General features: G+C 72.7%; 19 protein-coding genes. 16 read left to right on the top strand and 3 right to left on the bottom strand.

Annotation, left to right across the window (positions count from 1 at the left end; translation table 11 throughout):
- Positions 1–16 precede the first annotated feature (16 nt).
- The 5 genes from tig (at position 17) to clpX (ending at position 5,571) form a co-directional block, all read left to right on the top strand.
- On the top strand, positions 17–1,444 hold the full coding sequence (tig, locus tag JOE61_RS04355) for a trigger factor (protein WP_193667826.1): 1,428 nt from the start codon (positions 17–19) through the stop codon (positions 1,442–1,444).
- Between the two features lie 115 nt (positions 1,445–1,559).
- A complete protein-coding gene (locus JOE61_RS04350) occupies positions 1,560–2,738 on the top strand; it encodes a PGAP1-like alpha/beta domain-containing protein (RefSeq protein ID WP_193667827.1) in 1,179 nt (392 codons plus the stop codon).
- Positions 2,739–2,887: 149 nt separating this feature from the next.
- On the top strand, positions 2,888–3,490 hold the full coding sequence (locus tag JOE61_RS04345; protein ID WP_193668010.1) for an ATP-dependent Clp protease proteolytic subunit: 603 nt from the start codon (positions 2,888–2,890) through the stop codon (positions 3,488–3,490).
- 17 nt (positions 3,491–3,507) lie between these two features.
- Complete coding sequence (locus JOE61_RS04340; RefSeq protein WP_193667828.1) at positions 3,508–4,113, top strand: ATP-dependent Clp protease proteolytic subunit; 606 nt, start codon at positions 3,508–3,510, stop codon at positions 4,111–4,113.
- Positions 4,114–4,287: 174 nt separating this feature from the next.
- A complete protein-coding gene (gene clpX / locus JOE61_RS04335; protein ID WP_193667829.1) occupies positions 4,288–5,571 on the top strand; it encodes an ATP-dependent Clp protease ATP-binding subunit ClpX in 1,284 nt (427 codons plus the stop codon).
- Positions 5,572–5,665: 94 nt separating this feature from the next.
- On the opposite strand, the gene valS is transcribed toward clpX, so the two are convergent.
- Complete coding sequence (gene valS, locus JOE61_RS04330; protein WP_193667830.1) at positions 5,666–8,278, bottom strand: valine--tRNA ligase; 2,613 nt, start codon at positions 8,276–8,278, stop codon at positions 5,666–5,668.
- Positions 8,279–8,375: 97 nt separating this feature from the next.
- Between valS and JOE61_RS22390 the strand changes: the two genes are divergently transcribed.
- Positions 8,376–9,272: a GNAT family N-acetyltransferase gene (locus JOE61_RS22390; protein ID WP_204797143.1), complete on the top strand. Its 897-nt coding sequence runs from the start codon at positions 8,376–8,378 to the stop codon at positions 9,270–9,272.
- Here the strand turns inward: JOE61_RS22390 and JOE61_RS04320 are convergent.
- Positions 9,250–10,350, bottom strand: coding sequence for an NAD(P)-dependent alcohol dehydrogenase (locus tag JOE61_RS04320; RefSeq protein ID WP_193667832.1), 1,101 nt, complete (start codon positions 10,348–10,350; stop codon positions 9,250–9,252). The genes JOE61_RS22390 and JOE61_RS04320 overlap by 23 nt on opposite strands.
- Positions 10,351–10,415: 65 nt before the next feature.
- Between JOE61_RS04320 and folC the strand changes: the two genes are divergently transcribed.
- A complete protein-coding gene (gene folC, locus JOE61_RS04315) occupies positions 10,416–11,846 on the top strand; it encodes a bifunctional tetrahydrofolate synthase/dihydrofolate synthase (RefSeq protein WP_193667833.1) in 1,431 nt (476 codons plus the stop codon).
- Positions 11,843–12,208 (top strand): DUF4233 domain-containing protein, encoded by a 366-nt coding sequence (locus JOE61_RS04310; protein ID WP_307822804.1) that lies wholly within the window; start codon positions 11,843–11,845, stop codon positions 12,206–12,208. The genes folC and JOE61_RS04310 overlap by 4 nt, the downstream gene beginning before the upstream one ends.
- 3 nt (positions 12,209–12,211) lie before the next feature.
- Here JOE61_RS04310 and pdxR read toward each other — a convergent pair whose 3' ends face one another.
- Positions 12,212–13,543, bottom strand: coding sequence for a MocR-like pyridoxine biosynthesis transcription factor PdxR (gene pdxR, locus JOE61_RS04305; protein WP_193667834.1), 1,332 nt, complete (start codon positions 13,541–13,543; stop codon positions 12,212–12,214).
- Between the two features lie 71 nt (positions 13,544–13,614).
- Here pdxR and JOE61_RS04300 point away from each other — a divergent pair, with 71 nt between their 5' ends.
- From JOE61_RS04300 to JOE61_RS04265, 8 genes are all read left to right on the top strand, one after another.
- On the top strand, positions 13,615–14,310 hold the full coding sequence (locus JOE61_RS04300; RefSeq protein WP_193667835.1) for a pyridoxamine 5'-phosphate oxidase family protein: 696 nt from the start codon (positions 13,615–13,617) through the stop codon (positions 14,308–14,310).
- Between the two features lie 10 nt (positions 14,311–14,320).
- The gene (ndk, locus tag JOE61_RS04295) at positions 14,321–14,740 is read left to right on the top strand and encodes a nucleoside-diphosphate kinase (protein WP_193667836.1); all 420 of its coding nucleotides are present in this window, start codon (positions 14,321–14,323) and stop codon (positions 14,738–14,740) included.
- Positions 14,741–15,108: 368 nt separating this feature from the next.
- Positions 15,109–16,137 (top strand): rod shape-determining protein, encoded by a 1,029-nt coding sequence (locus JOE61_RS04290; RefSeq protein ID WP_193667837.1) that lies wholly within the window; start codon positions 15,109–15,111, stop codon positions 16,135–16,137.
- The gene (mreC, locus tag JOE61_RS04285) at positions 16,137–17,195 is read left to right on the top strand and encodes a rod shape-determining protein MreC (protein WP_227491398.1); all 1,059 of its coding nucleotides are present in this window, start codon (positions 16,137–16,139) and stop codon (positions 17,193–17,195) included. The genes JOE61_RS04290 and mreC overlap by 1 nt, the downstream gene beginning before the upstream one ends.
- A complete protein-coding gene (mreD, locus tag JOE61_RS04280; RefSeq protein WP_193667838.1) occupies positions 17,192–17,701 on the top strand; it encodes a rod shape-determining protein MreD in 510 nt (169 codons plus the stop codon). Before mreC ends, mreD begins: the two co-directional genes overlap by 4 nt.
- Positions 17,702–17,747: 46 nt before the next feature.
- Entirely contained in the window at positions 17,748–19,901 is a 2,154-nt protein-coding gene (gene mrdA / locus JOE61_RS04275; protein ID WP_193667839.1) for a penicillin-binding protein 2, read from the top strand.
- Positions 19,898–21,103 (top strand): rod shape-determining protein RodA, encoded by a 1,206-nt coding sequence (gene rodA / locus JOE61_RS04270; RefSeq protein WP_193667840.1) that lies wholly within the window; start codon positions 19,898–19,900, stop codon positions 21,101–21,103. Before mrdA ends, rodA begins: the two co-directional genes overlap by 4 nt.
- A gap of 106 nt (positions 21,104–21,209) precedes the next feature.
- Entirely contained in the window at positions 21,210–23,180 is a 1,971-nt protein-coding gene (locus JOE61_RS04265) for a TIGR03960 family B12-binding radical SAM protein (RefSeq protein ID WP_193667841.1), read from the top strand.
- Positions 23,181–23,184: the final 4 nt, after the last annotated feature.

Raw genomic sequence — 23,184 nt, 5'->3', positions numbered from 1 at the left:
CATGAGGAGACACCCTGTGAAGAGCGCCGTCGAGACCTTGAGCCCGACCCGGGCCAAGCTGACCGTCGAGGTGCCCTTCGAGGAGCTCAAGCCGAGCCTCGACGCGGCCTACAAGGCGATCGCCCAGCAGATCAACGTCCCCGGCTTCCGCCGGGGCAAGGTGCCGCCGATGGTCATCGACCGTCAGGTCGGCCGGGGCGCGGTCCTCGACCAGGCCATCAACGACGCGCTGCCGAAGAAGTACATGGAGGCGCTGCAGGAGAACTCGCTCGAGCCGCTCGCGCAGCCCGAGATCGAGGTGACCCGGCTCGAGGACAACGACCTCGTCGAGTTCACCGCCGAGGTCGACGTCAAGCCGCAGATCGAGCTGCCGGCCTACGAGGGCCTCGAGGCCCAGGTCGACGACATCGAGATCAGCGACGAGGACGTCGACGAGCAGGTCCAGTCGCTGCGTGAGCGCTTCGGCACCCTCGCCGACGTCGAGCGTGCCGCGGCCGAGGGTGACTTCGTCGTGCTCGATCTCAAGGCCATGAAGGACGGCGAGGTGCTCGAGGGCGCCGAGGTGGCCGGCATGAGCTACCAGGTCGGCAAGGGCGGCATGATCGACGGCCTCGACGACGCGCTGGTCGGCATGAAGGCCGGCGACGACAAGACCTTCACCTCCCAGCTCGTCGGCGGCGACCTCGTCGGCGAGGAGGTCGAGGTGGCCGTCTCGGTCAGCCAGGTCCAGGAGCAGGAGCTGCCCGAGCTCGACGACGAGTTCGCCCAGCTGGCCTCCGAGTTCGACACCTCCGAGGAGCTCGTGGCCGACGTCCGCTCGCGCCTGGGCAACGGCAAGCGCCTCGAGCAGGCCGCCGAGGCCCGCGACGCGGTGCTCGAGGCCCTCCTCGAGAAGATCAGCGTCCCGCTGCCGGAGACGATGGTCACCGACGAGCTCAACGCGCGCCGCCAGAACATCGAGCAGCAGCTGATGATGGCCGGCATCACGATGGAGAAGTACCTCGAGGACGAGGAGCAGACCCAGGAGGAGTTCGAGGCCGAGCTCGACCGCCGGGTCCGCGACGCCGTCGCCGCGCAGTTCCTGCTCGACGAGATCGCGAAGAAGGAGGAGCTCGGCGTCGACCAGCAGGAGCTCTCCCAGCACCTGATCCGTCGCGCCCAGCAGTCCGGCCAGGACCCGCAGGAGTTCGCGAACCACATGTTCGAGCACAACCACATCCCCGAGCTCGTGCAGGAGATCCTGCGCGGCAAGGCGCTGGCGGTGCTGGTGGAGTCGGCGACCGTCAAGGACGCCTCGGGCAACGTGCTGGAGCTGAAGAACCTGCAGCCCGACGGCACCATCATGGAGCAGCCGGCCGAGGAGCCCGAGGCGGAGGCCGCTGAGCCGGCCGAGGCCCAGGTCGAGGACGAGAGCGACAGCGAGACCGAGGACGCCCAGGCCTGAGCCTGGCGCGTGCCCGCCCACGACCCGCCCGAGCACTGCTCGGGCGGGTCGTGGCGTCCGGGGGCCCCGCGATGATCGAGTGCACGCTCGTCCACTGAGGCGCTAGGGTGCACCCATGACCACCGCCAGCGGCCCCTCGGTGCTCGACCTCGCCTCGCTGGCCTGCGAGGTCGCCGACGCCCTGGTCGTGCGCAGCGCGCGCGACACCCACACCGCCTGGCTCGACCGGGTGCACGGCCTGGGCCGTCGCCTCGGCGGCACCGGGCCCGGGGTCGTCGAGACGGCCCACCGCGGCATCGCGGGCGCCGTGTACGGCGGGCTGGGGCTGGGCCTGCGCACCGCCTCGCGCGGGCTCGACCGCGCGGCGGCCACCGGCGCCGGCCCGCGCCTGGAGGACTCGACCCGGGGCCGGTTCGTCAGTGCCGCCGTCAACGGCCTGATCGGCGACCGGTTGCTGCGCGAGCGCCCGCAGATGGCCATCTCGACCGCGGTGCGGCTCGGCGGGCGCGACGTGGTGCCCGACGGTCCCGGGCTGGCCCAGGCCTTCCCCGACGCGACCGGACGGGTCGTGGTGCTGCTGCACGGCCTGTGCGAGGACGAGTCCTACTGGGGCCGGCACCGCGAGCGCACCGGCACGACGTACGCCGACGACCTGGCCGCGCGCGGGTGGACCCCGCTGCTGCTGCGCGCCAACACCGGCCTGTCGCTGCGCGAGAACGGCGCGGCCCTGACCGCGCTGCTGCAGCAGGTCGTCGAGCACTGGCCCGTCGAGGTCACCCGGATCGCCCTGGTGGGCCACTCGATGGGCGGGCTGGTGATGCGCGCCGCGGGCGCCGTGGCCGTGCAGCCCGACGGGACGGGCGCGGGCTGGACCCGGCTGGTCAGCGACGTCGTCACGCTCGGCACCCCGCACCTCGGCGCGCCCGTGGCCCAGGGCATCGGGCACGGCAGCCGCGGGCTGTCGCTGCTGCCCGAGACGGCCGCCTTCGGGCGGCTGCTCGACTGGCGCTCGGTGGGGGTGCACGACCTGGTCGCCGGTCTCGCCGAGGACGTGCCGGCCCTGCCGCACGCGCGCTACCGGCTGGTGGCGGCCACCCTGAGCGCCGCCGAGCGGCACCCCGTGGGCCAGGTGGTCGGCGACCTGCTGGTGCGTCCGCCCTCGGCGTACGGCCGCGACCGGCGAGGTGGCGAGCTGTTCCCCGGCGCCACGGTGCTGCACGTCGGGCGCAGCGGCCACTTCGACCTGCTCAACCATCCCGAGGTGCTGACGTCGCTGCGCCGCTGGCTGGACTGAACGGCTGGACCGGACCGGTGCGGCGCCGGGATCCGCTGTCGGCGAACAGGGCGGGGTTGCCCGTGGAACTGTCCGTCCTTCGGGCTAGTGTCGGCGACGTGAACCAGAACTCCAGCTCCGCAGGCCGCGACACCGCCTCCGACCAGAGGATGGGTGGTGGCGCCGGGCTCAACGTCCTCGACGACCACATCTACCAGCGTCTGCTCCGGGAGCGGATCGTCTTCCTCGGCTCCGAGGTGCGCGACCAGAACGCCAACGCGATCTGCGCGCAGCTGCTGCTGCTCTCGGCAGAGGACCCCGAGGCCGACATCTTCCTGCACATCAACTCCCCGGGCGGGTCCGTGGACGCCGGCATGGCGATCTACGACACCATGAACTACATCCCCAACGACGTGGCCACGGTCGGCATGGGCCTGGCCGCCTCGATGGGCCAGTTCCTCCTGTGCGCCGGCACCAAGGGCAAGCGCTACGCCCTGCCCCACGCGCGCATCATGATGCACCAGCCCTCCTCGGGCATGGGCGGCTCGGCCTCGGACATCAAGATCCAGGCCCAGCAGTCGCTGCACATCAAGAAGGTGCTGCTCGACCTGATCGCCGAGCACACCGGCCAGCCGATCGACCAGGTCGTCGCCGACGCCGACCGCGACCGCTGGTTCACCGCCGACCAGGCCAAGGAATACGGCCTGGTCGACCAGGTCATCAAGAGCGCTCGCGAGGCGGCCGACGACGGCCGTCCGGCCCACACGAAGTGACGGGAGCACCGCACACCATGAACTACTACATCCCGCAGTGGGAGGAGCGCACCTCCTACGGCGTGCGCCGCATCGACCCCTACGCGAAGCTCTTCGAGGAGCGGATCATCTACCTCGGGACGCCGATCTCCGACGACGTCGCGAACGCGGTCATCGCCCAGCTGCTGTGCCTGCAGTCGATGAACCCCGACCAGGAGATCAGCATCTACATCAACAGCCCCGGTGGCTCGTTCACCGCGCTGACGGCGATCTACGACACGATGAACTTCATCAAGCCCGACGTGCGCACGGTGTGCCTGGGCCAGGCCGCCTCGGCGGCCGCGATCCTGCTGGCCGCGGGCACCCCCGGCAAGCGGATGGGCCTGCCCAACAGCCGCATCCTGATCCACCAGCCCTACACCGAGGGCACGTTCGGCCAGACCTCCGACATCGAGATCCAGGCCAACGAGATCATCCGGATGCGCGAGCTGCTCGAGAAGATGATCAGCGACCACTCCGGCCGTCCGGTCGAGGAGGTCAGCCGCGACATCGAGCGCGACAAGATCCTCACCGCCCAGCAGGCGGTGGAGTACGGCCTGATCGACTCGGTCCTGGAGTCGCTGAAGACCCCGGCCCTCACCTGAGGTCCACACGGCGAGGGTGTCTCCCCGCGTCCTCCCCCACGAGGGGCGGCTCGGGGAGTACCTTCGTCCAGATCGCTGCAACACGGCTGCCCCCCGCCCGACGGGGGAGCGGCGCACCAAGACGCACGACCCGGGCGCCCCTCGCGCCCGAGGTGATCGAGGAGGGTGACCCCGGTGGCACGGATCGGTGACGGCGGAGACCTGCTGAAGTGCTCGTTCTGCGGCAAGTCGCAGAAGCAGGTGAAGAAGCTCATCGCCGGACCCGGCGTCTACATCTGCGACGAGTGCATCGACCTGTGCAACGAGATCATCGAGGAGGAGCTCAGCGAGGGCACCGAGGTCGGCATGGGCGAGCTGCCCAAGCCGCGCGAGATCTTCGACTTCCTCAACTCCTACGTGATCGGCCAGGAGCAGGCCAAGAAGTCGCTGGCGGTGGCGGTCTACAACCACTACAAGCGCGTCCAGTCCGGACTCGCGCCGGCCGCGGGCAAGCACGCCAAGGACGAGGTCGTCGAGGTCGCCAAGTCCAACATCCTGGTGATCGGGCCGACCGGCTGCGGCAAGACCTACCTGGCCCAGACGCTGGCCCGGATGCTCAACGTGCCGTTCGCCATCGCCGACGCCACCGCGCTGACGGAGGCCGGCTACGTCGGCGAGGACGTCGAGAACATCCTGCTCAAGCTGATCCAGGCCGCCGACTACGACGTCAAGAAGGCCGAGACGGGCATCATCTACATCGACGAGATCGACAAGGTGGCCCGCAAGTCCGAGAACCCCTCGATCACCCGCGACGTCTCCGGCGAGGGCGTGCAGCAGGCGCTGCTGAAGATCATCGAGGGCACCACCGCCTCGGTGCCGCCGCAGGGCGGGCGCAAGCACCCGCACCAGGAGTTCATCCAGATCGACACCACCAACATCCTCTTCGTGGTGGGTGGCGCGTTCGCGGGTCTCGAGCACATCATCGAGCAGCGGGTCGGCAAGAAGACCCTGGGCTTCACCGCCGAGGTCAAGAAGCAGGCCGACCGCACCGAGGACGACCTGCTGGCCCTCGTGCGGCCCGAGGACCTCACCAAGTTCGGCCTGATCCCCGAGTTCATCGGCCGGCTCCCGCTCATCGCCAGCGTCTCCAAGCTCGATCGGCCCGCGCTGGTCCAGATCCTCACCGAGCCGCGCAACGCCCTGGTCAAGCAGTACCAGAAGCTCTTCGAGATCGATGGGGTCGAGCTCGAGTTCACCGCCGAGGCGATCGACGCCATCGCCGACAAGGCCATGGAGCGCGGCACCGGTGCGCGCGGGCTGCGCGCCATCATCGAGGAGGTCCTGCTCCAGGTGATGTACGACGTGCCCTCGCGCGGCGACGTCGCCAAGGTGATCCTGTCCGCCGAGGTCGTCACCGGTGACGAGAGCCCCGAGCTGGTGCTGCGCGAGAGCGAGACCAAGAAGAAGAAGTCCGCCTGAGCGGCTCCCGCCGCCGCACGCAGCAGCGCCCCGACCGGACCGGTCGGGGCGCTGCTGCGTTGCAGGGTGGCCAGGGAGGGTGGCTGGGGGCCGATCAGCCCTCGGCGACGGGGGCCAGCTCGGCCGCGACGCTGATCTCGCCGGCCGACGCGTCGGCGGTGAAGAGCAGCTCGCCCACGATGCGGCCCGAGCGGCGCAGGTCGTCGGCGGCCTGCTCGGCCGCGCGCACCAGCGCCTCGGGGCCACGCACCTCGACCCGGCCCAGCTCGGCGCGCATCGAGACCTTGGCCTGCGACTTGGCGCCGCGGATGCCCACCAGGGCCGCGGCGACGGCGTCGAGCACGCCGGGGTCGGCGGCGGCCGCCGCGCCCAGGTCGATCTCGGTGGGCCAGCTGGCGCGGTGGATGGAGCCCTCCTGCCACCACGACCAGACCTCCTCGGTCACGTAGGGCAGGAACGGGGCCAGCAGGCGCAGCTGGACCTGCAGAGCGATGGCCAGCGTGGCCTTCGCCGAGGCGGTCGCCGCGCCGCCGTCCTCGGCGTACGCGCGCTCCTTGACCAGCTCGAGGTAGTCGTCGCAGAACTCCCAGAAGAACTTCTCGACGCTCTCGAGGGCGCTGGTGTAGTCGTAGGCGTCGAACGACTCGGTGGCCCGGCGCACCACCAGGGCCAGGCGGCCCAGCAGCGCGCAGTCGACCGGCTCGGAGACCTCGAAGGCGTTGCACGAGGTCGCGCCGACGTTGCCGAGCACGAACTTGGAGGCGTTGAGGACCTTCATGGCCAGGCGGCGCCCGACCTTCATCTGGGCCTCGTCGAAGGGCGAGTCGAGGCCCGGGCGGGCCATCGCGGCGCGCCAGCGCACGGCGTCGGCGCCGAACTTCTCGAGGATCTCGGTCGGCACGACCACGTTGCCCTTGGACTTCGACATCTTCTTGCGGTCGGGGTCGAGGATCCAGCCCGAGAGCATCGCGTGGGTCCACGGGGTGCGCCCGTGCTCGAAGTGCGCGCGCACCACGCGGCTGAAGAGCCAGGTGCGGATGATGTCGTGGCCCTGGGTGCACAGGTCCATCGGGAAGACCCGCTCGAAGAGGTCGGTGTCGTCCTCCCAGCCGCCGGCGATCTGCGGGGTCAGCGACGAGGTGGCCCAGGTGTCCATCACGTCGGGGTCGCCGAGGAAGCCACCGGGCTGGTTGCGCTGCGACTCGTCGTAGCCGCGCGGGGCGTCGGTGGACGGGTCGACGGGCAGCTCGGCCTCGGTGGGCAGCAGCGGGTGCTCGTAGTCGGGCTCGCCCTCGGCGTCGAGGGGGTACCAGACCGGGAAGGGGATGCCGAAGAAGCGCTGGCGCGAGATCAGCCAGTCACCGTTGAGGCCGCCGACCCAGTTGTCGTAGCGGTGCTTCATGTGGGTGGGCAGCCAGGTGATCTCGTCGGCGCGGGCGAGCATCTCGCCGCGCAGGTCGGCGTCGCGCCCACCGTTGCGCACGTACCACTGGCGGGTCGCGACGATCTCGAGGGGCTTGTCGCCCTTCTCGAAGAAGTTCGCCATCCGCTGGGTCGGCTTCGGGTCGCCCTCGAGGTCGCCGACCTCGCGCAGCATCGCGACCATCTCCTCGCGCGCCGAGAACGTCGTCTTGCCGGCCAGGCGCTGGTAGGACTCCTCGGCCGCGGCCAGCCAGGGCGGCGTCTCGCGCGTGAACCGGCCGTCGCGACCGATCACGGTGCGCACCGGCAGGTCGAGCTCGCGCCACCAGGTGACGTCGGTCAGGTCGCCGAAGGTGCAGCACATGGCGATGCCGGCGCCCTTGTCCATCTCGGCGCCCGGGTGGGCCAGCACCGGCACCTCCACGCCGAAGACCGGCGAGGTGACGGTGGTGCCGAACAGCGGCTGGTAGCGCTCGTCGTCGGGGTGCGCGACCAGCGCCACGACGCTGGGGATCAGCTCGGGGCGGGTCGTCTCGATGTGGATCGGGGTGCCGTCGGGGGCGTGGTAGGCGACGCGGTGGTAGGCGCCGGCGTACTCACGGGCCTCGAGCTCGGCCTGCGCGACGGCGGTCTGGAAGGTGACGTCCCACAGCGTGGGCGCCTCCTGCAGGTAGGCCTCGCCGCGCGCGAAGTTGCGCAGGAACGCGCGCTGGCTGACGGTCTGTGCCTTCGGGCCGATGGTCGTGTAGTGCTGCGACCAGTCGACCGAGAGGCCCAGGGTGCGCCACAGCGACTCGAAGACCTCCTCGTCCTGAGCGACCAGCTCCTCGCACAGGGCGATGAAGTTGGGCCGGCTCACCGGCACCTGCTTCTTGGGGTCGGGCTTGGCCGGCGGGGTGAAGTCGGGGTCGTAGGGCAGCGAGGGGTCGCAGCGCACGCCGTAGTAGTTCTGCACCCGGCGCTCGGTGGGCAGGCCGTTGTCGTCCCAGCCCATCGGGTAGAAGACCGACTTGCCCTGCATGCGCTGGTAGCGCGCGATCAGGTCGGTGTGGGTGTAGGAGAAGACGTGGCCCACGTGCAGGCTGCCGCTGACGGTCGGCGGGGGAGTGTCGATGGAGTAGACGTTCTCCCGCGGCTGGGTGCGGTCGAAGGCGTAGGTGTCCTGCTCCTTCCAGCGCGCCGCCCAGGTCGACTCGAGACCCTCGAGCGCCGGCTTCTCCGGTACGACGAGGGCACGCGCGTCGGTGCTCGTCGTGTCGGTGGCCTGCTGCGTGGTCTCGGTCATGGGGGAATCCTATGAGTGGCGCCTCGAGGGGTGCGAACCCGCGTCGTGCCCGAAACCGGCGTGCGGTGCCCGTCGGGCAGCACCTAGCGTGCGCCCCGTGACGTCCTTCCTCTTCGAGAGCACCACCGACCCGGCCGACTTCCTGGACCGTGCCGGGGCCCACCTGGCCCTCGAGCCGGTGCTCGCCACGGTGCTCGCCGGCTCCGCCCACGGCGTGCTGGAGGGCGGTGCGTCGCGGCCGGCGCACCCGCAGTGGTGGGTCAGCGTGCTGGCCGGTCGCGGCGCGGAGGTGGTGGGCGTGGCGATGCGCACCGCGCCCTTCCGGCCCTACCCGATGTGGGTGCACCAGATGCCCGACGAGGCCGCGGTCGCGCTGGCGCACTGGGTGCACGAGCGCGGCGACGACGTCACCGCCGCCAACGGCGCGCTGCCCGCGGTGCGGGTCTTCATGGACGAGCTGGCCCGGCTGCGCGGCGCGGCGGCGTACGTGCACGAGCACCTGCGGCTCTTCGAGCTGCGCCGGCTCGTGGAGCCCCGGGTGACGCGTGGCGCGGCCCGGACCGCCGGGCCGGCCGACCTCGACCTGCTCACCTGCTGGGCGGCGGCGTTCTCGGTCGACGCCGACGAGCAGGCCGGTCGCCCGCCCGAGCCCCTCGAGCACCTCGACCGCGAGTGGACGCGTGAGCGCCTCGAGCGCGGGCTGCTGTGGGTCTGGGAGGTCGACGGCGTGCCGGTGCACTTCAGCGCGCGCACGCCGGCGCGCTTCGGCGCGGCCCGGATCGGTCCCGTCTACACCCCTGCCCAGCACCGTGGGCACGGCTACGCCAGCGCGCTCGTGGCGCACCTGAGCCGCGGGGTGCTCGACGAGGGCGCGCGGCCCACCCTCTTCACCGACCAGGCCAACCCGGTCTCCAACCGGATCTACCAGGCGCTGGGCTACGAGGCGGTCACCGACACCGCCAACCTGCGGCTCACCACACCAGCACCGGCTTGACGACCCGCCCGGCCAGCACGTCGGCGACCGCCTCGTCGACCTGCTCGAACGGGTAGGTGGTGACCAGGGCGTCGAGGTCGAAGCGGCCGGCCTCGCGCAGCGCCAGCAGCCGGGGGACCATCTCCTGCGGGTCGGAGTCGCCCTCGATCGACGACATCACCCGCTTGCCGCCCTGCAGCAGGTCGATGGCGTCGAGCTGGTACTCCTCGGGGCCGAGCCCGAGCGCCACCAGGGTGCCGCGCGGGGCGAGGGCCTGCTGGGCCTGCTTGACCACGACCGGCAGTGCCGTGGTGTCGATGGCGCACGTCGATCCCGCGCCGCCGGTGAGCTCCTTGACGCGGGCGACCACCTCGGCCGGCTCCAGCCCGCCGGCGTCGACGGGGGTCGCCCCGAGGCGCTGCGCCTCGGCGAGCCGGCCGCCCACGAGGTCGACGGCCAGCACGGTCGCGACCCCCTCGGCCGCCGCGGCCGCCACGGCGGCGAGCCCGACGGCGCCGGCGCCGTACACCGCCAGGGAGTCGGACGGGGTGGGACGCAGCACGTTGAGCACGGTGCCGGCGCCGGTCTGGAAGCCGCAGCCGTAGGGCGCGGCGATGCGCAGGTCGAGCGCGGGGTCGACCACGACGCAGTTGTCGGCGTGCGCGAGGGCGTGGCGCGCGAGGCTGGACTGGCCGAAGAAGGAGCCGAGGACGGGGGAGCCCTCGTGGGTCATGGTGGTCGAGCCGTCGGGGCGCATGCCCATGTAGTTGAGCAGCAGCGTCTGCTCGCAGTAGCCCACGTCGCCGGCCCGGCACGGGGCGCACGCGCGGCAGGAGCGGAAGGAGAGCACGACGTGGTCGCCCACCGCGACGCCCTCGACGCGTGGGCCGACGGCCTCGACGACGCCGGCACCCTCGTGGCCGAAGACGTGGGGGAACATCTCCGGCGGCAGGAAGTGACGCATCGTCAGGTCGGTGTGGCACAGCCCGGTGGCCACGATCCGCACCAGCACCTCGTCGTCGCGGGGGTCGTCGAGCTCGACCTCCGTGAGCTCGAAGGCGCCGCCCTGCTCGGTGACGATCGCCGCTGTCGTCCTCATGCGCAGAACTAGAACGCGTTACAGAGTCGGGGTCAAGGGGGTCGCGTCCCTAGACTGGACCGGACATGAGTGACGCATCCGCCCTGCCAGACGACGAGACCGTCGTGCCCCGCGCCGCCGAGACCTTCAGCGAGGTCGAGGACGCCCTGCTCTCGCGCTGGCCCGAGACCCGCCTCGAGCCCTCGCTGGAGCGGATCGAGGCGTTCCTCGAGCTGCTCGGCGACCCGCAGCGATCCTTCCGGATGATCCACCTGACCGGGACCAACGGCAAGACCTCGACCTCGCGGATGGTCGACGCGCTGCTGCGCGCCCTCGAGCTGCGCACCGGGCGCTTCACCAGCCCGCACGTGGAGACCATGAACGAGCGGATCAGCGTCGACGGCGAGCCGCTCGACGACGACGCCTTCGTGCGCGCCTTCAACGACGTCGCGCCCTACACGCACCTGGTCGACGAGGACCAGGCCCACCCGCTGTCGTTCTTCGAGACCGTGGTCGGCATGGCCTACGCCGCCTTCGCCGACGCCCCGGTCGACGTGGCCGTCGTCGAGGTCGGCATGGGCGGCTCGTGGGACGCCACCAACGTCGCCGACGCCGACGTGGCCGTGGTGCTGCCGGTCGCGGTCGACCACGCCCGCTACCTCGGCGGCACCACCGAGGCGATCGCCCACGAGAAGGCCGGCATCATCAAGGCCGGCTCGACCGTCGTGATGGCCCAGCAGGAGGCCGAGGCCGGCGCGGTGCTGCTGGCCCGCGCCGCCGAGGTCGGTGCCACCGTGGCCCGCGAGGGGCTGGAGTTCGGCGTGGTGGCGCGCACGCCCGCCGTGGGCGGGCAGATGGTCTCGCTGCAGGGCCTGCGGGCGCGCTACGACGACGTCTTCCTGCCGCTCTACGGCGCCCACCAGGCCCAGAACGCCGCCGTCGCGCTGGCCGCGGTCGAGGCGTTCGCCGCCTCCGGTCCCGACGCGCAGCCGCTGGACGCCGAGCTCGTGCGTGCCGCCTTCGCCGACGTGACCTCGCCGGCCCGGCTCGAGGTCGTGCGGCGCAGCCCCACGGTCGTGCTCGACGCCGCCCACAACCCCCACGGCGCCGAGGCCGTCGGCGCCGCCCTCGAGGACTCCTTCACCTTCGAGCCGCTGATCGGCGTGCTCGGCGTGATGGGCGACAAGGACGCCGAGGGCCTGCTGGTCGCCCTCGAGCCGCACCTGGCCCACGTCGTGTGCACCCAGAACAGCACCGACCGGGCCATGCCGGCCGCCGCGCTGGGCGCCGCCGCCGTCGAGGTCTTCGGCGAGGACCGCGTCACCGTCATCGAGCGGCTCCTCGACGCGGTCGACGCCGCCGCCGCGCTCGCCGAGGCGGGCGAGACCGTGGGCTCCTCGATCGGGTCGGGGGCGGTGCTGGTCACCGGCTCGGTGGTCACCGCCGGCGAGGCCCGCACGCTGCTGACCCGCGGCCGCCGCGTCCCCGGCACCCCCCGCGAGGAGGACCAGGAGTGAACCGCTCGCCCCGCCGCGGCATGTGCGCCGCGATCCTCTCGCTCGAGGCGATCACCCTCGGACTGACCACGCCGGTGCTGGTCTCGCTGACCGACGTGCCCACCGGGCTCGCCCTGCTGATCGGCCTCGGGCTGGCCGTGGTGTGCCTGCTGCTGGCCGGCATGCTGCGCTCCGAGTGGGCCTACACCGCCGGCTGGGTGGTGCAGGGCGCCGCGATCGCGCTGGGCCTGGTGATCCCGATGATGTTCTTCCTGGGCGGCGTCTTCGCCCTGCTCTGGGGCACCGCGGTCCTCCTGGGGCGCAGGATCGAGAGCGAGCGGGCCGCCGCCTACGCGGCGTACGAGGCGGAGCAGGGCAGCTAGGCCCTAGGCCCGCAGGGCGGCCGTGACCGCTGCCAGGGCCCGGTCCAGCTCGGCGTCGGTGCAGCCCCCGAAGCCGAGCACCAGCCCGCTGCGTCGCGCCGAGCGGCAGTAGTCGTCGAGCAGCGGCACGTCGAAGCCCGCCGCGAGCGCCGCGTCCCGGGCCCGCCGGGCCGCGTCCGCCGGCAGCGGGACGGTGGCGTACATCCCCGCGACCGGTCCGTCGAGGTGGGCGCCGAGCACCTCGACCACCCGCGCCGCCCGGGCCGCGTAGGTGCGCCGCGCCGAGCGGACCACGCGGTCGACGTAGCCCTCGCGCAGCAGGGAGAGGTAGGCCCGCTGCACCGGCCAGGGCGCGGCGTCGTGGGTGCGCGCCCGCTGCTCGTCGATAACGGCGCCGAGCCCGGCCGGCGGCACCACCCAGCCCAGGCGCAGGCTGGGGGAGACCGACTTGCTGGTGGTGCCCAGGTAGGCGACCCGCTCGCGGTCGAGGCTGGCCAGGGCGGGGATGGGCGCGACGTCGTAGCGGAACTCCGAGTCGTAGTCGTCCTCGACCAGCACCGCCCCGGCCTCGCGGGCCGCCGCCAGCAGCGCCAGCCGCTCGGCTCCCGGCATGGTGCGCCCGAGCGGGTGCTGGTGGGCCGGGGTGACGTACGCCGCCGCGAGACCGCGCAGGTCGGAGCCGGCCGCCCCGGGCGGCAGGTCGACGACCCGGCGCCCGGCGGCCTCGACCGTGGCGACGGCCGCGCGGTAGCCGGGGTCCTCCACCCCCACGGGACCCGGGGGCAGCGCGCCCAGCAGGTGCCGCAGCCCGTCGGTGGTGCCGACCGTGACCCGCACGTCGTCGGGGTCGACCTCCAGCCCCCGGGTGCGGGTCAGCCGCGCCGCGAGCTCGGCGCGCAGCTCGGGCAGCCCCCGCGGGTCGTCGTACCCACGAGGCGGGGTGGCGGCCGCGACGTCGCGCCAGGCCCGGCGCCACAGGCCCTGGTGGCGCGGGTCGATCCAGGGCGTGCCGGTGTCGAGGCGCACGAGCGGTGCCTCGCCGGTCGCCGGGCTGGGCCGGCGGGGGCGCGGTGCTGCGCCGGCGCTGCGGCCGGCGGCCACGAAGGTGCCCGACCCGTGCCGCCCCTCGAGCCAGCCCTCGGCCACGAGCTGCGCCCACGCCTGCTCCACCACGCTGCGGGCCACGCCGAGCTCGACGGCCAGCGCGCGACTGCTGGGCAGCCGCTCGCCGGGGCGCAGCCGTCCGTCGGTCACGCGGTCGCGCACCGCGTCGGCCAGCTGGACGCCCAACGGGGCGGGAGCGGTGCGGTCGAGGTGCAGGGCGAGCGAGGTCATCCGGAGTGGCCTGTCGAAGTCGGGCGCAAGTGGCCCTCGAGAGCGGGCCACTTCACGATCACGATGGTCGCATGACCACCGCACCGCTCTCACCCACCGACCGCACCACCGCCACCCGCGGCCGGCACCGCATGGTCGACGACCGGGCCGCCCTGCACGCCCTGCTCGACGAGGCGCTGGTGGCCCACCTGGGCCTCGTCGTCGGGTCGGGGCCCGACGCGCACCCCCTCGTCCTGCCCACGGCGTACGCCGCCGACCCCGACGGCCCCGACGACGGCGGCTCGCTCTACCTGCACGGCTCGGTCGGCGCCGGCTGGCTGGCCCCGGTGCTCGCCGGCGAGGTCTGCGTGAGCATCACCCTGCTCGACGGGCTGGTCGCGGCGCGCTCGGGCTTCCACCACTCCATGAACTACCGCAGCGCCGTGGTGGTGGGGCGGCCCCGGCTGGTCGACGACGAGGCGGAGCGGGCCAGGGCGCTCGACCTGGTGGTCGACCAGGTGGTGCTCGGGCGCTCGGCGACGCTGCGCCCGCACACCCGCAAGGAGCTGGCCGCCACGGTCGTGCTGGCCCTGCCGCTCGCCGAGGCGTCCTTGAAGGTCCGCGGAGGTGGCCCCGTCGACGACGAGGCCGACGTCGAGGCGGGCGTGTGGGGAGGCCACGTGCCGCTGCGGCTGGTGGCCGGCGAGCCGGTCGCCGACGCCGATGCGCGCGACGTGGCGGTGCCCGCCGACGTGGCCGCACGCGCGGCGGGGCTCGGGGCTCGGTAGGCTCGCGGCCATGACCGAGCGCACCCTTGCCCTGATCAAGCCCGACGGCGTCCGCCGCGGCCTCACCGGCGAGATCGTGCGCCGCATCGAGGCCAAGGGCTACACCCTGGTCCGCCTCGAGCTGCGCGAGGCCACCCCCGAGCTGCTCGCCGAGCACTACGAGGAGCACCACGGCAAGCCCTTCTACGAGCCGCTCGTCGAGTTCATGCTCTCCGGCCCGGTCGTGGCGATGGTGCTCGAGGGCGAGCGCTGCATCGAGGGCTTCCGCTCGCTGGCCGGCGCCACCGACCCGACCGCAGCCGCCCCCGGCACCATCCGCGGCGACCTGGGCCGCGACTGGGGCCTGAAGGTGCAGCAGAACCTGGTGCACGGCTCGGACGCCCCCGAGACCGCCGAGCGCGAGATCGGCATCTGGTTCCCCGAGCGCTGACCCGGCCCGAACTTCGCCCTGACCCGGCCTGAACTTCCCACTGACCCGGCCTGAACTTCCCACTGACCCGGCCCGAACCCACGTTTGTAGGTCCGGGCCGACTCGGCGGGAGATCTGGGCCGGGTCAGTGCGAAATTTGGGCCGGGTCAGTGCGACATTTGGTACGGGTCGGCGGGGGATGTGGGCCGGGTCGCGCGTGGTGGAGACGGGTGTGACTCGTGTGGCGCGTGGTGACTCGGCGTGGCGTCCGGGATCTGTGGTAGGCGCTCCTTAGGCTCGGGACCGGGTCGTGCCGGGATCGTGCGCGCGGGGCGGCCTACCTTCCCCGGTCAGCACTCGCGCACGAGGGACCACGAGGCGCACCTGCCATGGCGAACAGCTTCTTCGGCCGCGACATGGCCGTCGACCTCGGCACCGCCAACACGCTGGTCTACGCCCGCGGCCGCGGCGTGCTGCTCGACGAGCCCAGCGTCGTGGCGCTGAACTCGACGACCGGCGAGATCCTGGCGGTGGGCCACGAGGCCAAGCGGATGATCGGGCGCACGCCCGACAACATCACCGCCATCCGCCCGCTCAAGGACGGCGTGATCGCCGACTTCGAGGCGACCGAGCAGATGCTGCGCTACTTCATCCAGCAGGTGCACCGCCGCAGCGCCTTCGCCAAGCCCCGCATGGTCATCTGCGTGCCCAGTGGCATCACCGCCGTCGAGCAGCGCGCGGTCAAGGAGGCCGGCTACCAGGCCGGCGCCCGCCGGGTCTACATCGTCGAGGAGCCGATGGCCGCCGCGATCGGCGCCGGCCTGCCGGTGCACCAGGCCACCGGCAACATGGTCGTCGACGTCGGCGGCGGCACGACCGAGGTCGCCGTGATCAGCCTCGGCGGCATCGTGACCAGCCTGTCGATCCGCACCGCCGGCGACGACCTCGACGCCGCGATCGTGGCGTGGATGAAGAAGGAGTACTCGCTCATGCTGGGCGAGCGCACCGCCGAGGAGGTCAAGATGACCCTCGGCTCGGCGTTCCCGCTGCCGGACGAACCGGAGGCCGAGATCCGCGGCCGCGACATGATCTCCGGCCTGCCGCGCACCGTCGTGGTCTCCAGCGCCGAGGTCCGCCAGGCCCTCGAGGAGCCGCTGCACGCCATCGTCGACGCGGTGCGCACCACCCTTGACCAGACCCCGCCCGAGCTGGCCGGCGACATCATGGACCGCGGCATCGTGCTCACCGGCGGCGGCGCGCTGCTGCGCGGCCTCGACGAGCGCCTGCGCCACGAGACCGGCATGCCCGTGCACGTGGCCCCCGACCCGCTGAGCTCGGTGGCGCTGGGCGCCGGCAAGTGCGTCGAGGAGTTCGAGGCCCTGCAGCAGGTACTCGTCACGGACCCGAGGCGCTACTGATGGCCCTGCTCGACCGCGTCAGCACCGCCCGCCGCACCCCCGGTACGCCGCGCGAGGAGCAGCCGGCGCGCCCCGGGCGACCCGGCCGCACCCGGCGTACCCGCTCGCTGATGGCCCGCCACGAGCGCCGCGAGCGCCGGTGGGGCCACGACGGCGGCCCCGGCGCCGAGCCGCCGCGCGCCTCGCGCTCGCTGCTGGTCGCCCTGCTGCTGGCCAGCGCCACGGTGACCACCCTCGACCTGGCCACCGGTGAGGACTCGCCGCTCGACCCGGTGCGCGGCGTGCTCGCCGACACGATGGGGCCCGCCCAGAGCGCGGCGACCGCCGTGGTGCGCCCCTTCACGGCGATCGGCGGCTGGTTCGAGAGCAACGGCTCGCTGCGCGACGAGGTCGCGACCCTCGAGGCCGAGAACTCCGCGCTGCGCTCCGAGCTCAACACCTCCGCCTACGACCGCAACCGCCTCGCCGAGTACGACGGCCTGACCAGCGTCGCGGCCGACCTCGGCTACTCCCTGGTGCCCTCGCGGGTCGTCGGCGTGGGCCCGGCGCAGTCGTTCTCGAGCACCGTGACCATCGACGCCGGCACCGACGCGGGCGTGCAGCCCGACATGACGGTGGTCAACAACGACGGCCTCGTCGGGCGGGTGCTCAGCGCCGGCCGCTCCACCGCCACGGTGCTGCTGCTCGTCGACCCCGAGGCGACCGTCGGGGCCCGGGTGGGCGACTCGATGGAGATGGGCTTCCTCAGCGGACGCGGCGTGATCGGCGACGAGGGCCGCCTCGACCTCGAGCTGGTCGACGACTCCTCGGTGCCCGCGCGCGCCGACAGCGTGGTGACCTGGGGCAGCGACGGCGGCGCGCCGTACCTGGCCGGCATCCCCGTCGGACGCGTGACCAAGGTCTACTCCTCGCTGCGCGAGACCGCCCAGCGCGCGGTGATCGACCCGTACGTCGACTTCGGCGCGCTCGACCTCGTCGGCGTGGTCGTGCCCACCGGCACCCGCAGCGACCGCGGCATCATCGGTGCCGACGGCGAGATCGCCGGGGGTGAGCGGTGAGCGCGGTGCGCGCCGCCGTCGCGGCCGTGGCCGTCGCGCTGGCGCTGGTGCTCCAGGTCTCCGTCTTCGGCCCGCTGGCCTGGGAGGGCGTCGTGCCCAACCTGTGCCTGCTCGTGGTGGTGGCCGCGGCACTGACCCGCGGGCCGCAGTTCGCGATGGTCCTGGGCTTCGGGGCGGGGCTGCTGCTCGACCTCGCACCCCCCGCCGACCACGTGGCTGGGCGCTGGGCGCTGGCGCTGCTGCTGGTGGGCTACCTGGTGGGCCGGGTGCGACCGGAGTCGCGGCCCACCGCGACCACGGTCGTCGCCACCGTCGCCGGTGCGTCCTTCGTGGGCACCTCGGTCTTCGCGCTCAGCGGCGTGGTGCTCTCCGACCCGGTCGTCGGGGTGGGGGAGACCCTCTCGGTGCTGGCGGTCTCGCTGGTCTGGGACGTGCTGCTCACCCCCTTCGTGCTGCCCCCGCTGATGGCGCTGTTCCGCCGTCTCGAACCGGTCCACGCCCTGTGAGCCGCCCCGTGAACCGCCCCCTGAACAACCCCGTGAGGTCCAGCTGATGCGTGCTCCCACCCGCGGCGAGGAGGCGACCGGCACCCGCCGCTCGCGCCTGCGGATCGTGGTGATCCAGGCCCTGGTGCTCTCGCTGTTCGCGACCCTGCTGGTGCGGCTGTACTACCTGCAGGTCGTCACCGGCGAGGAGTACACCGCCCAGGCCGCCTCGCAGTCGGTGCGCGACATCGTCGTGCAGCCCCAACGCGGTCTCATCGTCGACGACATGGGTCGTCCCCTGGTCACCAACCGCACCGCGTGGGTCGTCTCCGTCGACCGCACCCTGCTGGGCAAGATGGGCGGGCGCGACCGGCGCGAGGTCCTCGACCGGGTCGCCACCGTCACCGGCGAGGAGCGCGCCACGCTCGAGAAGCGCCTGGTCACCTGCGGCGACGAGGGATCGATCAGCGGCACCTGCTGGAACGGCTCGCCCTACCAGCCCGTGCCGGTGGCCACCGACGTCGAGCGCGGGGTCGCGCTGAAGATCCTCGAGCAGCCGGAGGACTACCCCTCGGTGCTGGCCGAGCAGCAGACCGTGCGCGCCTACCCGCGCCCCTACGGCGTCAACCTCGCCCACGTGCTGGGCTACCTCAGCCCGATCACCGAGGACGAGCTCGACCAGGCCGAGTCCGACGGCGACGCCAGCGTCAACGGCGCCTCGTCCGTGGGCCGGGCCGGCGTCGAGAAGCAGTACGACGCGTGGTTGCGCGGCATGCCCGGCTACCAGTCCGTGGCGGTCGACTCGATGGGCCGCGTGCTGGGCGAGGACAGCGAGACCCAGGCCCGCCCCGGCGACACCCTGGTCACCTCCATCGACGCCCGCGTGCAGAGCGTCGTCGAGGAGCAGCTCGCCGAGACCATCAAGACCGCGCGCGCCACCACCGACACCGTCACCGGGCGGAGGTACGCCGCCGACTCCGGCGCCGCGATCGTGCTCGAGGCCGACACCGGCCGGGTCGTGGCGATGGCCAGCCAGCCGACGTACGACCCGGAGGTCTGGGTGGGCGGGATCTCCGACAAGGAGCTGGCCCGCCTCTACTCCGAGGCCGCCGGCACCCCGCTGCTGGGCCGCGCGACCCAGGGCCAGTTCGCGCCCGGCTCGACGTGGAAGCCGTTCATGACCGCCGGCGCGCTGAGCAACGGCTACGACACCGACACGGTGCTCAACTGCTCCTCGGCGTTCCGTGTCGGCAACCGCGACTTCAAGAACTACGAGTCCGGCGCCTACGGCTCGATCTCCTTCGCCAAGGCGCTCGAGGTCTCCTGCAACACCTTCTTCTACCGCATCGGCTACGACTACTGGCGCCGACTGGGCTCCGACGTCGACGACGTCGACGCCAAGGACCCGCTGGTCGAGGAGGCCAAGGACTGGGGCTTCGGCGAGGAGACCGGCATCGACCTGCCCGGCGAGGCCTCGGGCCGAATCGCCGACCGGCAGTGGAAGCGCGACTACTACGAGTCGATGAAGGGCTACTACTGCGGCATCTCGAAGAAGCCGCAGGACGCCGACACCTCCGACTTCGTCTACAAGTTCGCCCGCGAGTTCTGCATCGAGGGCTACGCCTACCGCGCCGGTGACGCGGTGAACTTCGCGATCGGCCAGGGCGACACGATCGTCACGCCGCTGCAGCTGGCCCGGGCCTACGGCGCCATCGCCAACGGCGGCACCCTCTACGAGCCGCGCGTGGCCAAGGCGGTCGTGGGCCCCGACGGCAAGGTGCTGCGCCACATCGACCCCGAGGTGCAGGGCACCGTCGACCTGCCCGAGAAGACCTTCGGCTACATCGACCAGGCGCTGGCCGGGGTGACCCGCCAGGGCACGATGTCGTGGCGGATGATCGGCTTCCCGCTCGAGGAGGTGCCGATCCGCTCCAAGACCGGCTCGGCCGAGGTCTACGGCAAGCAGTCGACCTCGTGGGTGGCCTCCTACTCCGAGGACTACGTCGTGGTGATGATGGTCAGCCAGGGCGGCACCGGCTCGGGCACCTCGGGCCCGGCGATCCGCACGATCTGGGAGACGCTGTACGGCGTCGAGGGCGACCAGGTGCGCCCCGCGCAGGCCGCGATCCCCGGCACCGTCCCCCCGACCAAGCTGCCCACCTTCACCCGCGACGGCTCGGTGCTGCCGCCGGCGCGGACCCGCTCGAAGGACGACCGGTGAGCGCCGGCCTCCGGCTGCGCTCGCCCGGGGGGACCCGGCCGCGCCTGCGCTGGAAGGGTCTCGACTGGGTGCTGCTGGGCGCGGTGCTCGCGCTCGTGGTCGTCGGGACGCTGCTCGTGTGGTCGGCGACCTCGACGCGCGACGACCTGACCGGCGGCAACCCGCGCGCCTACCTCGAGAAGCAGCTGTTCAACATCTCGGTGGGGCTGCTGCTGATGGCGGCCGTGGTGGTCGCCGACCACCGCTGGGTGCGGGTGGCCGCGCCGGTGGTCTACCTGGCCTCGGTGCTGGGCCTGGTGCTGGTGCTGGTGATGGGCTCGACGATCAACGGCTCGCGCTCGTGGCTGATGGTCGGCGGGATGTCGGTGCAGCCGGCCGAGTTCGCCAAGCTGGCCGTCATCATCGGGATGAGCCTGGTGCTGGCGCACCGGGCGGCCGGGAGGTGGCGGCCCAAGGTGGGCCTGGTCGAGGTGGTGCTGATGCTGCTGATCGCGGCCGTGCCCGCGGTGCTGATCCTGCTCCAGCCCGACCTCGGCACGATGCTGGTGCTGACCGCCACCGTGGTCGGCGTGCTCGCCGTCTCCGGGGCGCCGCGGCGCTGGCTGGGCCTGCTCGGTGCCGGCGGCGTGACCGCGGCCGTGGTGGCGGTGGCGGCCGGGGTGCTCAAGGACTACCAGGTCGACCGCTTCCTGGCCTTCACCAACCCCGACCTCGACCCCCGCGGGGCCGGCTACAACGTCGAGCAGGCCCGGGTCGCGGTCGGCAACGGCGGCCTCTTCGGCCAGGGCCTCTTCAACGGCTCGCAGACCCGCTCGGGCTTCGTGCCCGAGCAGCACACCGACTTCGTCTTCACCGTGGCCGGCGAGGAGCTCGGCCTGCTCGGCGCCGGCCTCGTCGTGGTGCTGCTCGGCGTGGTCATCTGGCGCGCGCTGGCCATCGCGACCCGCACCGAGGACGTCTTCGGCCGGGTCGCCGCCGCCGGCATCGCCTGCTGGTTCGGCTTCCAGGCCTTCCAGAACGTCGGGATGTGCCTGGGCATCATGCCGGTGACCGGCGTGCCGCTGCCCTTCGTGTCGTACGGCGGCTCCTCGATGTTCGCGGGCCTGGTCGCGGTGGGGCTGCTGCAGAACATCCACCTGCGCGCCACCGAGCCCGCTCCCCGCCGCTACTCCGCCCCACGGGTGCTGGTCGCGGCCCGCTGACCCGCGTGACCCGGCGCGCACCGGCGGCGAAATGGTCCGGGGCCCGGCGCCGCCGTACCCTGGATGCTTCGCCCCACCGCCCCACCACCGCTTGCGAGGTTGCTGCATGTCTGCGTCCACCGTCGAGACCACGCGCCAGGCAGGCCGCTCCGTCTTCGCCGACCTGGAGCCGCACCTGCCCGGCGTCTCGAAGCCGATCCAGTACGTCGGCGGCGAGCTCAACTCCACCGTCAAGGAGTGGGACGCGGCCCCCGAGGGCGAGACGGTGCGCTGGGCGCTGATGTACCCCGACGCCTACGAGGTCGGCCTGCCCAACCAGGGCGTGCAGATCCTCTACGAGGTGCTCAACGAGCGCGACTGGATCGTGGCCGAGCGCACCTACGCGGTGTGGCCCGACATGGAGGCGGTGCTGCGCGAGCACGACATCCCGCAGTTCACCGTCGACGCCCACCGCCCCGTCGGCGACTTCGACGTGCTGGGCCTGAGCTTCTCCACCGAGCTCGGCTACACCAACATGCTCACCGCCCTCGACCTGGCCCGCATCCCGTTGCACGCCGTCGACCGCGGCGAGCACGACCCGGTGGTGCTCGCCGGTGGCCACGCCGCGTTCAACCCCGAGCCGATCGCCGACTTCCTCGACGCGGCCGTGCTCGGCGACGGCGAGGAGGTCGTGCTGGCGATCTCCGAGGTGGTGCGCGAGTGGAAGGGCGAGGGCCGCCCCGGTGGTCGCGACGAGCTGCTGCGCCGCCTCGCGGTGACCGGCAACGTCTACGTGCCGAAGTTCTACGACGTCGTGCACGCCGAGGACGGCTCGATCGAGGCCGTGGTGCCCAACAAGCCGGGCGTGCCGTTCCGGGTCAAGAAGCACACCCTGATGGACCTCGACGCCTGGCCCTACCCGGCCAAGCCGCTGGTGCCGCTCGCCGAGACCGTGCACGAGCGCTTCAGCGTCGAGATCTTCCGCGGCTGCACCCGCGGCTGCCGCTTCTGCCAGGCCGGGATGATCACCCGTCCGGTGCGCGAGCGCTCCATCGAGACCATCGGCGACATGGTCGAGAACGGCATCCGCAAGTCGGGCTTCGAGGAGGTCGGCCTGCTCTCGCTCTCGAGCGCCGACCACACCGAGATCGGCGACGTCGCCAAGGGCCTGGCCGACCGCTACGAGGGCTCCAACGTCTCGCTGTCGCTGCCCTCGACGCGCGTCGACGCCTTCAACATCACCCTGGCCAACGAGTTCTCCCGCAACGGGCGCCGCTCGGGGCTGACCTTCGCCCCCGAGGGCGGCTCGGAGCGGATGCGCAAGGTCATCAACAAGATGGTGACCGAGGAGGACCTGATCCGCACCGTGGCCGCGGCGTACTCGCACGGCTGGCGGCAGGTCAAGCTCTACTTCATGGTCGGGCTGCCCACCGAGACCGACGACGACGTGCTGCAGGTCGCCGAGCTGGCCAAGAAGGTGATCGCCAAGGGCCGCGAGGTCTCCGGGCGCAACGACATCCGCTGCACCGTCTCGATCGGCGGCTTCGTGCCCAAGCCGCACACCCCGTTCCAGTGGGCCGCGCAGCTCGACCACGAGACCACCGACGAGCGGCTCAAGAAGCTGCGCGACACGGTGCGCGAGGACAAGAAGTTCGGTCGCGCGATCGGCTTCCGCTACCACGACGGCAAGCCCGGCATCATCGAGGGACTGCTCTCGCGCGGCGACCGCCGCGTCGGGCGGGTCATCGAGCAGGTCTGGCGCGACGGCGGCCGCTTCGACGGCTGGAGCGAGCACTTCTCCTACGACCGCTGGCTGGAGGCGGCCACCACCGCCCTGGCCGGCACCGGCGTCGACCTCGACTGGTACACCACCCGCGAGCGCACCATCGACGAGGTCCTGCCCTGGGACCACCTCGACTCGGGCCTCGACAAGGACTGGCTGTGGGCCGACTGGGAGGACGCCCTCGACCCCGACTCCGTCGACGTCGAGGACTGCCGCTGGACGCCCTGCTACGACTGCGGCGTGTGCCCCGAGATGGGCACCGAGATCCAGGTCGGCCCCACCGGCCAGAAGCTGCTGCCGCTCCAGGTGGTCTGACCCG

Source organism: Nocardioides salarius (genome assembly GCF_016907435.1).
In the GTDB taxonomy this organism is placed as follows: Bacteria; Actinomycetota; Actinomycetes; order Propionibacteriales; family Nocardioidaceae; genus Nocardioides; species Nocardioides salarius.
The sequence above is the reverse complement of the archived record's forward strand: the minus strand, read 5'-3'. Positions and strand labels throughout refer to the sequence as shown.